This window comes from Burkholderia pulmonis (assembly GCF_984667975.1).
On sequence record NZ_OZ480187.1, the window covers coordinates 2,855,836 to 2,869,508 of the forward strand.

15 protein-coding genes are annotated in these 13,673 nt (G+C 67.8%); 4 read left to right on the forward strand and 11 right to left on the reverse strand.

What is annotated here, in order from left to right; all coding sequences use genetic code 11:
• Positions 1 to 91: 91 nt before the first annotated feature.
• A complete protein-coding gene (locus tag AC5LXK_RS29545) occupies positions 92 to 1,624 on the reverse strand; it encodes a PAS domain S-box protein (RefSeq protein WP_493392180.1) in 1,533 nt (510 codons plus the stop codon).
• A gap of 370 nt (positions 1,625 to 1,994) precedes the next feature.
• On the opposite strand from AC5LXK_RS29545, the gene AC5LXK_RS29550 reads away from it, so the two are divergent.
• From AC5LXK_RS29550 to AC5LXK_RS29560, 3 genes are all read left to right on the forward strand, one after another.
• On the forward strand, positions 1,995 to 2,159 hold the full coding sequence (locus tag AC5LXK_RS29550) for a hypothetical protein (RefSeq protein WP_493392181.1): 165 nt from the start codon (positions 1,995 to 1,997) through the stop codon (positions 2,157 to 2,159).
• Positions 2,160 to 2,216: 57 nt separating this feature from the next.
• Positions 2,217 to 2,567: a BON domain-containing protein gene (locus AC5LXK_RS29555; RefSeq protein WP_493392182.1), complete on the forward strand. Its 351-nt coding sequence runs from the start codon at positions 2,217 to 2,219 to the stop codon at positions 2,565 to 2,567.
• A 66-nt stretch (positions 2,568 to 2,633) separates the two neighbouring features.
• Positions 2,634 to 2,831 (forward strand): CsbD family protein, encoded by a 198-nt coding sequence (locus AC5LXK_RS29560; protein ID WP_048251752.1) that lies wholly within the window; start codon positions 2,634 to 2,636, stop codon positions 2,829 to 2,831.
• Between the two features lie 370 nt (positions 2,832 to 3,201).
• Here AC5LXK_RS29560 and AC5LXK_RS29565 read toward each other — a convergent pair whose 3' ends face one another.
• On the reverse strand, positions 3,202 to 4,230 hold the full coding sequence (locus AC5LXK_RS29565) for a DUF1338 domain-containing protein (RefSeq protein ID WP_493392183.1): 1,029 nt from the start codon (positions 4,228 to 4,230) through the stop codon (positions 3,202 to 3,204).
• Between the two features lie 224 nt (positions 4,231 to 4,454).
• Between AC5LXK_RS29565 and AC5LXK_RS29570 the strand changes: the two genes are divergently transcribed.
• Positions 4,455 to 5,402, forward strand: a complete 948-nt coding sequence (locus AC5LXK_RS29570) for a LysR family transcriptional regulator (RefSeq protein WP_493392184.1) — start codon at positions 4,455 to 4,457, stop codon at positions 5,400 to 5,402.
• A gap of 142 nt (positions 5,403 to 5,544) precedes the next feature.
• On the opposite strand, the gene AC5LXK_RS29575 is transcribed toward AC5LXK_RS29570, so the two are convergent.
• The 9 genes from AC5LXK_RS29575 to AC5LXK_RS29615 all read right to left on the reverse strand — a co-directional run bounded on the left by AC5LXK_RS29575 (position 5,545) and on the right by AC5LXK_RS29615 (position 13,556).
• On the reverse strand, positions 5,545 to 6,051 hold the full coding sequence (locus AC5LXK_RS29575; protein ID WP_493392185.1) for a DUF2878 domain-containing protein: 507 nt from the start codon (positions 6,049 to 6,051) through the stop codon (positions 5,545 to 5,547).
• A gap of 26 nt (positions 6,052 to 6,077) precedes the next feature.
• A complete protein-coding gene (locus AC5LXK_RS29580) occupies positions 6,078 to 6,617 on the reverse strand; it encodes a chalcone isomerase family protein (protein ID WP_493392186.1) in 540 nt (179 codons plus the stop codon).
• A 1-nt stretch (position 6,618) separates the two neighbouring features.
• Positions 6,619 to 7,833: a class I SAM-dependent methyltransferase gene (locus AC5LXK_RS29585; protein WP_493392187.1), complete on the reverse strand. Its 1,215-nt coding sequence runs from the start codon at positions 7,831 to 7,833 to the stop codon at positions 6,619 to 6,621.
• Positions 7,830 to 8,693, reverse strand: coding sequence for a DUF1365 domain-containing protein (locus AC5LXK_RS29590; RefSeq protein WP_493392188.1), 864 nt, complete (start codon positions 8,691 to 8,693; stop codon positions 7,830 to 7,832). Before AC5LXK_RS29590 ends, AC5LXK_RS29585 begins: the two co-directional genes overlap by 4 nt.
• A complete protein-coding gene (locus AC5LXK_RS29595; protein WP_493392189.1) occupies positions 8,678 to 9,994 on the reverse strand; it encodes an NAD(P)/FAD-dependent oxidoreductase in 1,317 nt (438 codons plus the stop codon). Before AC5LXK_RS29595 ends, AC5LXK_RS29590 begins: the two co-directional genes overlap by 16 nt.
• Before the next feature lie 102 nt (positions 9,995 to 10,096).
• Positions 10,097 to 11,206: an SAM-dependent methyltransferase gene (locus tag AC5LXK_RS29600; RefSeq protein WP_493392190.1), complete on the reverse strand. Its 1,110-nt coding sequence runs from the start codon at positions 11,204 to 11,206 to the stop codon at positions 10,097 to 10,099.
• Positions 11,203 to 12,021, reverse strand: a complete 819-nt coding sequence (locus AC5LXK_RS29605) for a DUF1295 domain-containing protein (RefSeq protein WP_493394081.1) — start codon at positions 12,019 to 12,021, stop codon at positions 11,203 to 11,205. Before AC5LXK_RS29605 ends, AC5LXK_RS29600 begins: the two co-directional genes overlap by 4 nt.
• A 204-nt stretch (positions 12,022 to 12,225) precedes the next feature.
• A complete protein-coding gene (locus AC5LXK_RS29610) occupies positions 12,226 to 12,951 on the reverse strand; it encodes an anti-sigma factor (protein ID WP_493392191.1) in 726 nt (241 codons plus the stop codon).
• Positions 12,948 to 13,556, reverse strand: a complete 609-nt coding sequence (locus AC5LXK_RS29615; protein WP_493392192.1) for a sigma-70 family RNA polymerase sigma factor — start codon at positions 13,554 to 13,556, stop codon at positions 12,948 to 12,950. The genes AC5LXK_RS29610 and AC5LXK_RS29615 overlap by 4 nt, the downstream gene beginning before the upstream one ends.
• Between the last annotated feature and the right edge of the window lie 117 nt (positions 13,557 to 13,673).

Consider the following 13,673-nt stretch of genomic DNA (forward strand, 5'->3'; position numbering starts at 1 on the left):
TGGACAGGATCGCAAGCGAGCGTCGCGGGCGGCAGATGCGGATGCACCAGCGGGCATGGTGCATTCGTACCGACGGCCCGTCCCGCCGCGCTCAGTCCTTGCCCTTCGCGCCGCCCTTGTCGCCGCGCGCGCCGTTCGCTTCGGCCGCGCCGACGATGCCGCGTTCGCGCGCCCACACGATCGCCTCGCCGCGGCTGTGCACGTCGAGCTTCGCGTAGATCGTCGCGACGTGATTGCGCACGGTGTTCGGTGCGAGCCCGAGGCGGCCGGCAATCTCCTTGTCGGCCAGGCCGTGGCACAGCAGGTCGAACACGTCGCGCTCGCGCGCGGTCAGGTCGGACAGCTGCGCGCCCGCGTCCGGCGCGTTCGCGCGACGCACGTTCGCGAGTTTCTCGATCAGCGTGCGGCTGAACCACGACGCATCCTGCATCGCCGTCTCGATCGCATAGACGAGCTCCATCTCGGTACGCTTGCGGTCGCTGATGTCGAGCAGCGCGACGAGCAGGCAATCGCGCCCGTGAATCGCGACGGGATCGGCCGACACGACGCAATCGCGCACATCGCCTTCGCGCGTGCGGATCTGCACGTCCGCGTTACGCACGACGCCGTCGCGCGCGAGCCGGCCTTCGATGCGCGACCATGCGCCGCGTTCGGCCCACAGCCCGATCTCGTCCGCCGACTTGCCGAGCAGATCGTCCTGCGCGTGGCCCGTCATCGCGGCGAATGCGCCGTTCACGTCGAGCAGCTCGAAGCGGTCGGCCGTGACGATCGCGGTCGGGACCGGCGCCATCCGGAAGGCCGTCGCAAAGCGTTCTTCGCTCTGCCGCAACGCGCGCTCGGCCTGCTTGCGCGGCTCGAGATCCATGAACGTGAACAGCATGCACGCCTCGTCGTTCATGTCGATCGGCTGTCCGGCAACGACCACCGCCTTCGTGCTGCCGTCCGCGAGCTTCAGCACGGCTTCCATCTGCGGGATCGTCGCGCCTTCGCCGAGCCGCTCGATCGCGAGCTCGCGTCGCTCGGCCTGGTCGAGCACGTCGACCTCGTACACCGAGCGGCCGAGCACGTCGTCGCGCGTATGGCCCGTCATGTCGAGAAAGCCCTGGTTGACCTTCACGTAGCGCAAGTCGTCGAGCCGGCAGATCACGGCCGGCGCCGGGTTCGCGTTGAAGGTGCGCTCGAAACGCTCCTCGGCGCTCGCCCATTCGGTTGCATCGTGCAGCACCAGCGCGAGGCAGTCGGGTTCGCCGGCCGCGTTCGTCAGCACGAGGCTGCGGATGCGGTGGACCCAGCTCAACGTCTCGTCGGCGGCCGATTCGACCTCGACCGTCACGTCGCTGAATTCCTCGCCGGCGATCACGCGATCCATCGGGTAGTGGCCGTCGCGCACCGGATGGTTGTTCCGGTAGCGCAGCCGGAACCGCTCGCGGTATTCGGTGACGTCCGCGCCGAGCGCCTTCAGTTCCGTCACGCCATGCATCGCGAGCGCGGCTTCGTTCGCCCAGACGATCCGCTGGTCGGGCTCGACCAGGATCACGCCCTCGGTGAGCCCTGCGATGATCTGGTGCAGCTGCCGCCGGTCGGTATGCGACTTCAGCGCCTGTTCGTTTACTTGTTCGTTCATCGAATGGTTTTCCGCGTGGTCAACTTGGCCGCCGGCCCGGCGCGCGTCGTCATCGACACGCGCCGGCCGGCGCGTGTGGCGATGATCGCTTGCCGCCCGGGCGCACGACAGGCACGAATGCACTATCCGCCATAGTACATTCGCACGCCGCCCGCCATCGTGCGGGATCCCGCCGAGCCCGGAAGCATCCGCGTGGCCCGCATTCCGCGCGCCGCGCGCAACGGGCGCTTCCCGCCGCCATTCCTGCCCCCGGTGCAAACGCACTAGCCGATCAGGTGAATTTGCGCGATGTCCGCTCGCGTTCGCACCGGTACGCTGGTACTGCATCGGCGCTCATGCGCTGCCTTCCCAACCGCAGAGGAGAAGCACGATGAAGCTGCATCAGACACCCGATCCGACGCGGCCCGAACCGCATCCGGACAGTCCGCCCGAGCCGCCGCCCGGCACCGATCCGCCGGTGCCGCTGCCGCCCGACATGCCGCGCCCGGACATGCCGCCGCGCGAACCCGGCTACGACACGCCGATCGTCCGGTGACGGACGACGCCGTTCGCATTTACCCATTCAACTCGCCAATCGAAGGAGAACTCATCCATGAAGAAGACCCCGCATCTTTCGACGCTGCTCGCCGTCAGCGCGGCATTCATGCTCGGCGCCGCACCGCTCACGAACGCGGTGGCGCAGGACGCATCGGCCGACAACGGCACGCAGGTCCATTCGAACCAGCCCGTCACCGACACGTGGATCACGACCAAGGTGAAGGGTGAACTCGCGACCACCGACGGCGTGAAGAGCACCGACGTCAGCGTGAAAACGGTCGACGGCGTCGTCACGCTCACCGGCGTGCTGCCGACGAAGATCGCCGTGAAGAAGGCGATCGCCGTGTCGCGCGCCGTGAAGGGCGTGAAGCACGTCGACGCATCCGGCCTGAAGGCGAAGGCCTGACCTCCCGCGCGGCCGCTGCCGCGCGCTTACTCCCGCAGTTTTCCCGTGACGACGAAGGAGCACACGATGAACGAAGACAAGATCAAGGGCCAGTGGAAGCAGCTCACCGGCAAGCTGAAGGCCAAGTGGGGCAAGCTGACCGACGACGATCTCGCGGTCGCGGAAGGCAATCGCGACTATCTGGCCGGGAAGATCCAGGAGCGTTACGGGATCGCCCGCGACGCGGCCGAGAAGCAGCTGAAGGAATTCGATCGCGAGCTGTAACGCATCCGGCCACTTCACCCGCCGCGGCGCCCCGGCGTCGCGGCCACCAGGAGCACGACATGGGCAAATACCTGATCGCCTGGCTGCTCGGCGTGCCGGCCGGGCTGCTGGTGCTGTTCTACCTGATCACGCACATCTTCTGACGGCGCGGCGCCCGGCGCGCGCGCGCCGCCTTCGCGGCACCCTCATCCTCCCGACGACACAATCGACCGCGACACGGCAATCGGCCGCTGGCGCCCGAACGCCTGCGCGTTCCGCGGTATCGCGGCCTCTCGGCCGCCAAACGCAAATCGGGCAGGACGCATGCACGTCCTGCCCGATCGGCTGATCCCTGCTTCGGCGACGCACGTCGCGCGCCGCCTTCCGTTCGTTACTTCGCCGCGTTCGCGGTCATCTTGAAGATGCCCTGCGCATTGCCCGCATCGAAACGCAGGTCGGTCACCCAGCGGCGCGCGCCCTGATCGAACGTGCGCTTGCGCGTGATGAACTCGTAGAACGAACCGGGCACGTTGCGCTTCACCGTGCCGCCGTCGCGCGTGCGGAACTCGCGCTCGACGGTATCCGCACGATACGCGGTCTGGAACACGCGGCCCGAGCGCGAGCGCTCGACTTCCGGCTTCATCGGCCGGCCCTTCGCCTTCTCGTCGTCGGACAGCTTGAACACGTCGGCGACACGATCGGTCGCGTGGTTGAACGCATTGCCTTCGGTCGAGATCCACGCCATTTCCGCCGATTCCATCAGCAGCGTTTCGTAGTCCAGCTCGTTCGGCAGGTCGTGCTGGCGCGCGAACGCGCCGACGATTTCCGGCAGCAGCGCGTGCGCGGCGTCCAGCGACAGCCAGCCTTCGCGCTCGACTTCCCACAGCAGCGCGACGGCCGCCGGCGACAGCGGATCGCGCGACGAGCTGACGACGTTCGTCACGGCCTGCTGGAATTCCTTCGAGAAGCGCTCCGGATGCAGTTCGCTGACAAAGAACTGCGCGATTTCGTCCGGCGCGTCTTCATGCGCATACGCGCGGCCCGTCATGCCGAGCTTGTCGAGCGGATAACGGCCGTTCAGGCGGAAGCCGAGCGGACGCAGGATACGCGTGAACGCGGCTTCACCCGGCGGCAGCGCGCCCGTGTCCGGCCAGCGCACCGTGCGCAGCGCGCCGTGGTCGAAGTACACCGAGCCGCCGCTTTCGATGGCTTCGGCCGTATACGCGCGGCCGTTCGCCGAACGATCGAGCAGCCCTTCGAACAACGTCATGTTCATCGCCTGCGCGATTTCCGCGCGCGTCACGACGCCGTCTTCCCATTCTTCGAGGATGGCCGGCATGTTCAGGGTCGAGAACAGGGCGTCGGTCTTCGCCTGTCCCAGCAGCTTCGTCAGCAAGCTCTCGATATTCGGATTGCGCATCAGGATTCTCGTCTCGGGGGACCGCCGGCAAACGTGCCGGCAACTCGTCGGCCGGCTGCCCCACGGGCGCCTGACCTTGCGTGGGGAGCATTATTCAAAGGGTTGCAGCCGGGCGTAAAGCGAGATTAAATTGATATGTGATGAGTTTTTGGAATTATTGGCCGCTCCTCGCCCGCCTTCCGCCCCACTCGGCGCGGGTCCGTTCGTCAGACAAATAGAGCATCATGCGTAAATTCAAGATCCCCAACATGGGCGCGCTCGTGGCTTTCGAAGCCGCCGCCCGCCACGAGAGCTTCACGCACGCGGCCAAGGAGCTGTTCCTGACCGAAAGCGCGGTATCGCGCCAGATCGCGACGCTCGAGGCGAGCCTCGGCGTGCGGCTGTTCGCCCGCGTGAAGCAGCGCGTCGTGCTGACGCGCGCCGGCAAGCTGTACGGCACGCAGGTGCGGCGCGCGCTGGAAACGCTCGACCGCGACACGCTGTCGATCATCGCGCACGGCAGCGGCGGCGGTTACCTGGAGCTCGCGGTGCTGCCGACTTTCGCGTCGCACTGGCTGATCCCGCGCATCAAGAGCTTCTACGACCGTACGCCCGACGTGCGCGTGAACATGGGCAGCCGCACCGACCTGTTCTCGTTCGAGGACACGCACTTCGAAGCCGCGATCCACTACGGCAAGCCGACCTGGCCCGGCACGTCGTCCGACTACCTGTTCGGCGAGGAAGTCGTGCCGATCTGCTCGCCCGCGCTGCTCGACGGGCCTGTCGAGCGCGTCGAGGATCTGCTTGCGTATCCGCTGCTGCACTCGACGACGCGCCCCGGCGCGTGGGCGCAGTGGTTCGAGACGCACGGCGTCGAGGACATCCGCACGATGCAGGGTGTGCGCTACGAACTGCATACGATGCTGATCAGCGCGGCCGCGGCCGGGCTCGGCATCGCGCTCGTGCCGAAGTTCTTCGTCGAGGAGCAGTTGCAGCAGCTCGGGCTGGTGGTGCCGTGCGACGCGGCCACCGTCGGCGATTCGGCGTACTACCTCGTGTATCCGACGGAACTCAGCCACAGCAAGCCGCTGGAATCGTTTCGCGGGTGGCTGCTCGAACAGGCGAGCGCGTATGCGGCGCCGGACGGCGACGTGGATGACGCCGACGCGGAGGACGACGAGGACGTCGAGTAACGGCGCAATCGTCGGCTATGGCTCGGCGGCTTCGCATTTCAGGTGTCACAACGCCCTCGACTCGCTCGACGCTTCGCGAAACGCGCGCACCATCACCCACCGTGTCGACGCACGACCCGCGGTTACGCCTCGTGCAGCACCGTCAGAGCAAGTGATCGAGCCGCGCGGAGAATCGCACCGCCGCTGGCAGCAGGATGGCCCAGCCACATGCAAGCAGCATGTTGGCGCGGTCAGGCTCGACGAACTGCACCGCGCCGAGAGCAGCTCCCGCATGAAACGAAAGCGGGCCACCGATCGAGCCAAGCAGCGCCGCGGCCCAATCGCGGCCGCGCAGCCAGCGTAGCGGTCCGTCGAGCTGCGTCGCGAACAACGCCCACATCGCGGCAAGCCAGTAAGGAGCGGTGCCCGCGATGAGGATGCCATTTGGGTAACGCAATGAGCCGGTCGCGATCGGCACGGCTTCCCACATCCAGCCAGCCAACGCGACCACCGCAATCAACAGCGCGGCTCGCATGCGGGCCGCCACGCGCCACACATGCAACACGACCAGGCCGGCCGTGCATAGCACGCCTGCCCATCCGCGCCCGTGCGCCGCGCCGAGCACGCACGCAAACCAGCCGACCTGCGCGCCCAGCAAGTCCAGCGCCATTCCTGCGGCCCGCCGCGAGCCCCCCATCAGTGCCTCCCCGTGCCCCCGAGAAGTTGCCGGCGCAACGATGACGCACGCGTACGCGAATCGAGCCAGATGCCGAAGAATGCGCGTGCGAATGCGGGATCGGCGATATCCGCAGTCAATCGGCCGTTCGCATAAAAGCGCGCGCCGTATGCAGGCAAGTAGGCACCGCACAGCACGTCGCCGGAGACGACGTCGCCGAACGCACGTTCCATGTCCGTTCGCCACGCGGTACGCGTGGCGGCAGGCAGCCGTGGCTCGGCGAGCCGTTCGATCTCGTCCATGCCTGCATTCACCAGTCGCTCGCCGTGGATGGCACGTCGATAGGTCAGTTCGAGCGCGAACGGTACGTCGAACGACACGGGCGCCGCCATGGCGATCAGCCGCGCGTCGTACAGGCAGAAGCCGAGCATGCAGAACGTGCCCGCGCCGACCGTGTGTGCCGGTGCAATGTCGTCGACGCAACCGGCCGCCGCACGGGTCGCCGCAAGCAATGCGACGACGAACTGCGCCCACCGGCTCCCGGCCTGCCGATGCCGCATGTCAGCGACTCCCGGTAACGACGAAGTGCATCACGTCGGTCCGCCCTTCCTCGAACGCGGCTTCACAATAAGCGAAGTAGAGCCGCCAGGTCCGGATGAACACATCGTCGAAGCCGAGCGCGCGCACCGCATCGAGATGCGCTTCGAACGCGTCGCTCCACGCACGCAGCGTGCGCGCATAGTCGCGGCCAAAGGCGAACACCGGCTCGGCCGCGAGCGACGCGCGTCGCGCCGCCTGCACCAGACGCTCGGGGCTCGGCAACATACCACCCGGGAAAATCGCCTCGCGGATGAAGTCGCTCGACGCGCGGTACGCATCGAAACGCGCATCGTCGATCGTGATCGACTGCACCAGCGCCCGCGCACCCGGCTTCAGACAGCGCTTCAGCGTGCCGAAATAGACCGGCCAGAACGCCTCGCCAACCGCCTCGAACATCTCGATCGACACGACGGCATCGTATTGGCCGGCCGCGTCGCGGTAGTCGCGCAGAAGCACCGACGCGCGGCTTTCGAGCCCGGCTCGGACGATCCGCGCAGCCGCGAACGCATGCTGCTCATCGGAAATCGTCAGCGCGTCGACGTGAATGCCGAGCTGAGCCGCATGTTCCGCGAATCCGCCCCATCCGCAGCCGATCTCGAGCACGCGCATCCCGGCACGCAGCCCGAGCGTGTCGACGATGCGCCGATACTTCGCGGCCTGCGCGTCCGCCAGCGAACGCGCGACGTCGCCGTCGAAACATGCGCTCGAATAGGTCCAGGTCGGGTCGAGCCACAGCGCGTAAAAGTCGTTGCCGATGTCGTAGTGTGCGTGGATGTTGCGCCGACTGCCCGCGCGCGAGTTCGCGCGCAGCCGGTGGCGCAGCATGTACCAGAGACGCGCAAGCGGTCCGCCGGTGACCGACACGGCAAGCGCATCCTGGTTGCGCAGCGCGAGCCGGACCAGTTCGACGATGTCTGGCGAGTCGACCCAGCCCGCACGATAGGCGTCGGCGAATCCGATATCGCCCGCACGAAGGATCGCGCGGCACGCACGCCAGTCAAGGATTCTCAGCGTCGCGGCGGGTCGCGCAAGCGGATCGCCAAACACCAGCTGCATCCCTTCCGGTGTCGTCAATATCAGATGCCCGTTGGCGAGGCGCTGTAACAGCGCGATGAACAGACGAGCAGCGAGCGGCAGCGCCGGATGCGAAGCGGAGCGAGCATGCAGCAGATTCATGGACGGACCTTGGGACGGGATGCCGACGCAGGCGCATCGGCGTGGTCGGGATCGGGAGCCGCATCCGGCGCCGCAACGGGATCGGCCGGCGACGACCGTCCAGGCGGCATGCGGCCGTGGAACGGCACGCGCTTGAGCGCGAGACGCAGTGCCTGCCAGTGGATCCGCAACGTCACGCCCACCGCGTCGAATGCCCCGCATGCGAAAGCCCGCCAGGTATGCGCACCGGTGAGCGGCCGTTCGCGCATCGAGATCGCCGTGCGCAGCAGCAAACCATCGCAGTCCAGATAGTCGACCGCCACGCGCCAGCGATCGCCGCCCCGCGCGACGCGAAATGCATATCCGCCTTCAACCGTACAAAACGGCGAAACGTGAAACGCCTTGCGGCAAACCAGAACCGTGTCGACACCGATCGGTGCATGATCCGGCCCGCTCAACAAGTAGCCATGACGTGCGCCAAATGTGTTGCGCACGTCCACGTACACGGCGCGCAGCCGGCCGATGCGGTCGTGGCAGTACCAGAAGCTGACCGGGTTGAACGCGTAGCCGAACACGCGCGGAATTGTCTGCAGCCAGATCGCACCATCGGCCGGAATGCCGGCATCGGCGAGCCGCGCGCGCATCCACGGTTCGAGCGCGCTGCCGTCGCACGGGCCGTAGTCGCGCGATGCGAGGCCAAGCGGGCGCCAGCGGTCGATGCCGAACCACGCGCACGCCAACGCATCGAGCCGCCCGACGTCGCATGCTATCTGCAGCAACGGATAGCGGAATGCGTGACGCACGGGCCGCAGCCGCTCGTGCGTCACGAATCCGACCAGCAGCCGGCCCGCTTCGGCGCGCGCGATCATGGCCGCGCCCATGCCGGTGCGACGCCGAATGCGTGCGCGACGCGCAGCGCGGATTTCAGGCCGTCCTCATGAAAACCGTAACCGGTCCAGGCACCCGCGAACCAGGTGCCGCGCCGCCCCTGCAGGTCAGGCAAACGCTGCTGCGCATCGACCGTGGCCAGATCCAGCAACGGATGGTCATACTCGTAGCGGCCAAGCAGCGCATGCGTGGCGGGCTGCACATCCGGGTTCAGCGTGACCACGACGGGCATGCGGAACGGCAGCGGCTGGAGCTGGTTCAGCAAGTAGCTGACACAAACCGGCCGCGCCCCCGTGCAGGCCGCATCGCCGCCCCGACTGAGGTAGTTCCAGGCCGACCAGACGCGGCGGCGACGCGGCAACAGTGCGGGATCCGCGTGCAGCAGCGCGACGTTGCGCTGGTAACGGACCGCACCGAGCACGTCGCGCTCCGCCGGGTCCGGGTCCGCCAGCAACCGCAGGCTTGTTGGCGCGTGACATGCCAATACGACGGCATCGAAACGTTCGGTGCCTGCCGTGTCTGTCGCCACGGTGACACCCTGCGCATCACGCCGCACTTCGCGCACCGGCGTGCGCACGCGTACGTCAGTCAGCGTCGCGGCGATGCGCTCGACGTAGCGGCGGGCGCCACCGTCGACCGTTCTCCATTGCGGCCGCCGGTTCACTTGCAGCAGCGCGTGATTCAGGCAGAAGCGCAGGAAGGTGGCGGCCGGGAAGCGCAGGATGTCGCGTGCGGCGCTCGACCAGATCGCCGCGGCCATCGGCAGCAAGTAATGATGCTGAAATCGCATGCCGTATCTGCCCAGGACGAGCAGTTCGCCGACCGACAGCCGCTGGCGGCTCGCATCTTCCAGATGCCCCTGGGCCGATGCGTTGAAGCGCACGATATCGCGCAGCATGCCGATGAACGTCGGCGAAAAGAGGTTGCGCCGCTGCGCGAACACGGTGTTGAGGTTGGTGCCCGCCCATTCGAGCCGGCCGTCGTCGACCGACACCGAGAACGACATGTCGCTCGCATGCGCGCGCACGCCGAGCTCGTCGAACAGCGCCACCAGGTTGGGGTAGGTACGGTCGTTGAACACCAGGAATCCCGTATCGACCGGGTGGCGCGTGCCTTCGAGTTCGACGTCGACGGTGTGCGCGTGGCCGCCGAGATAGTCGCCGGCCTCGAACAACGTGACGGCGTGCCTGCGCGCGAGCAGGTACGCACTGGCAAGGCCGGCGATGCCTGCGCCGACGACCGCGACGCGCCGGCCGGGCGCCAATGGGGCAGAAGCAGCCTGAACGGGGCTCATGGGTCTCGGTCTCCGTGCGTCGGTGAGCGCCTGTCGCGCCCGTCAACCACGATACGAACGAAAGTCGCGCACGGATGCAGGCATGCGCCTGCCCGGTGCGCCCTACGCCTCCCGGATGCGGGCCGGCCGCTTGTCGAACAGGTAGTGGGCAACCCCCCACTCCTGTCCTGACGCATAGCCGAACAGTTCGGCGACTGCCATGTAGAACATTCGCCAGCGCTGGAACCACAGCCGCGCATCGCCGCCGTAGGCCTCGGCAAGGATCGGCACGACCCGTTCGCGCGCGGCATCGAGCGACGCGAGCCACTGATTTGCCGTGCGCGCATAGTGCGTGCCGTCGAGCCACCACTGGCGCGTCACGCGCAGATCGTCCTGGAAACGCAGCAGCAGATCCGCCGACGGCATCGTGCCGCCCGTGAAGAAGTGGCGGGACATCCAGTCGCTGCCGTCGCGTACCGTGAAGTGATAGGCGAGCAGCCGGTGCGCGAACAGATGCACGAACAGCCGGCCATCATCGCGTAGCCAGCGCGCGATCTTCTCCAGCAGCAGGCCATAGTGCTTCATGTGCTCGAACATCTCGACGGACAGCACGCGATCAAATCCGGTGTCGTCCGGCGCAAACTCGAAATCGACGATGTTCCCGGTGACGACCCGCAAATTTGTCACCTCCCGCTGCGCGGCGCACTGCTCGATGAACGCGCGCTGCATGGGCGAGTTGGACAGGCCGACGACCTCCGTGCGCGGAAAACGCTCGGCAATCCAGAGCGACAGCGAACCCCAGCCGCAGCCGAGATCGAGAACGCGCTGACCGTCCGATAGCCCCGCGCGCTCGGCGTACAACTCGAGCATCGCCTCCTCGGCTTGCGCGAGCGTCTCGTCGCCGCGCGCGTAATAGCCACAGGAATACTTCACGCGCGGCCCCAGATGCGCGTCGAAGAACGCAGCCGGCAACGCGTAGTGCTGCGCGTTGGCGGCTTGCGTATCGATCGCGATCGGGCTCGCGCGCAGCTCGGCAAGCAACGCCTCGAATGCGTCGGCGCGGCATGCCCCGTCACCGGCGTGTTCGTCGCGCAGGCGCTGCCGCAGCAGCGCGCGCATCGCAACGCGCAACAGCGCATCGGGCACCCAGCCGCGCTCGGCACAGCGGATTGCAAAACCGTCGGGCGCGGCGGCATGCGGCACAACGGGCGGGCGGGTCGTGACGGCAGTCATGGCGGGGTCTCCTCGGAGCGTGGGCCGGGCCCGGGCGGAAGCGACCGCGGCAGCCACGGAATCAGCCGGCTGGTCCGGCGCATGTAATCGCGATAACCGGGACGGCTCCGCAACAGGTGCGCTTCAAGCGCCGGGATACCCGACACGCGCATCAACAGCCAGCCCATCAGCAGCGGCGGCACGAGCGTCGCGCCCCCCCACGCTCCGCCGATCGACCAAGCCGCGTACGCGCACCAGTGCAGGCATTCAAAGAAGTAATTCGGATGGCGCGAGTAGCGCCACCAACCCGTGTCGCAGACATCGCCCCGCGTGGCCGGGTCGGAGCGAAAGCGCCGCAACTGGCGATCCGCTGCCGCCTCGCCGGCCACCGCGGCCAGCCAGATCACGACTGCCGCCGCACACGCCGCGATTGTCGGCGTGTCGGGCCGATAGGCCGGCACGAAGAACGCGATCGACAGCGCCATCGAGACAGCAGCCTGCAGCATGAAGAACGCGAGCATGCGCCCGGGCGCCGCCGAGCCCCATGCATCGCGCAGCGCACGGTAGCGCGGGTCCTCGGGCTGGCCTCGCGTCCGGCGCCACAGGTGATACCCGAGGCGCAGGCCCCAGACACCGCCGCCGAGCGCGACGAACGCGCGGCCGGCCGCGTGACCGGTACCGGCCGCCGCCGCCAGCAACGCGACGGCCCCGAGCGAGGCTGCCCATGCCGCATCGACGATGCCGGCATTTCGCGTACGCAGTTGCACGAGCCAGACGACGACGAACACGGCGATCAGTCCGGTGCATGCGACGGCAACGGCGGGAACAAGCGGCATACGGGCTCCGTAGCGGATGTCGATATGACATACGGAGCAGCGGACGAAACGGATGCAGGATTTTCGATGGGTGCGTGCGGCATGAGCGCAACCGGCGACACCCTTCACGACACCGACGTATCGCGCCCGGGTGCACAGCCGCTCGCCGCCCGGCACCGCACGTGCGCCGGGAGCCTGACCGGCAGGGCGGCCTGTCCGGACGGATCAGGTTGCCGGATGCATCGCCCCCGTTGCGACGACGGGGCCGGTGGGCTGTCCCGTGGGCGAGCCGCCAGGCGGCTCGACCGACACGGCGAGCACGGCCTTCGCGTCGAAGCGTGCAACGAGCTGCGGCGGCAGCGGCAGGGTGGCGGGTGCGTCTGACGGGAATACGCCGAGCGGGACCGGTTTCGCGTTCGGCAGAATCAGCCACAACTCGGTCGCACGATCGGCAGGTACGGTCGGCCGTACCGCCGGTACGACGATCATGCGTGCGCGGCGCAGGTCGACGGTCGCGGTCCAGTGCGCGACACCGTCCTGGCGGGCGATCGTCGCGACCATATACGATGGCGCCGCGGCGATCGTCGCGGCAGGCGGTGCGGGTTGCCGCAACCAGACGAGATTGACGGCGATCAGCGCCAGCGCGGCGGCGCTCGCGCCGAGACCGATCCAGCGCCACAACGCGACGTTGTCCCACCAGCCGCGCGCGGGCGCGGCTCGCGGCAGAAAGCCGAGGTCGTGGCACAGGCGCGTCCAGACCCGCGCGGGCGGCTCCACCGGCGGCAGGTCGTCGGCGAGGGGCGCCAGACGGCGCGCCCAACGCTCGATTGCCTCCTGCAGTGCGGGATCGGTTTGCGCGGCCACCTCCAGCGCGATGCGCGCGTCGGCATCGAGGACGCCCAGCGCATATTCCGCGCCGCGCAGATCGGGATCGTCGGCCGGTGTGTTCATTGTTCGAGGCAGTTCCTGAGCTGGATCAGGCTACGCCTGATCCAGCTCTTCATCGTGCCGAGCGGCACGCGCAGTCGCTCGGCAAGCTCGCCGTAGGTTGCGCCGCTGAAAAATGCCTCGCGCACGACGCCCCGGTGCTGCGCATCGAGCCGCTGCAGGCAATGCTCGAGACGGGCGCGCTCTTCGCTCGCTTCGGCGAGCGCCGCGGGCGTCGGCTGGTCGTCGGGAATATCGGCCAAGGGGTCGTCGTCATCGAACGTTGCCTCGCGATGCTGACGTATCCGGTCAATCGTGCGGTTGCGCGCAAGCGTGAGCATCCACGTCATCGCACCGCCGCGTGCCGGATTGTATTGATCTGCCCGACGCCATACGGCCGTGAAGACCTCCTGCAACAGATCCTCGGCTTCGCCACGGTCACGCACCATCCGCACGATGACACCGTACACGCGAGACGCGCTCAACTTGTACAGTTCGGCGAATGCGGCCTGGTCTCCGACGGCTGTCCGCGACATCAGGCCGTTCAACTGCTCGCGACGCGCCAGGTCGGCATCGCGAGCAGATTCGGCCGGATTCGGGTGCGCTGCATTGCCGATGGGTTCGTCCATGCATGAGAAGCGGAATGTTTCACCGCAGCGTGGCTGTCTGCCGGAATATAGCATCGCAGAAGGCGCCTGGTACGGCGATCGGGACGTCAGACCAGGAACGGCAGTCATCGACAGCCT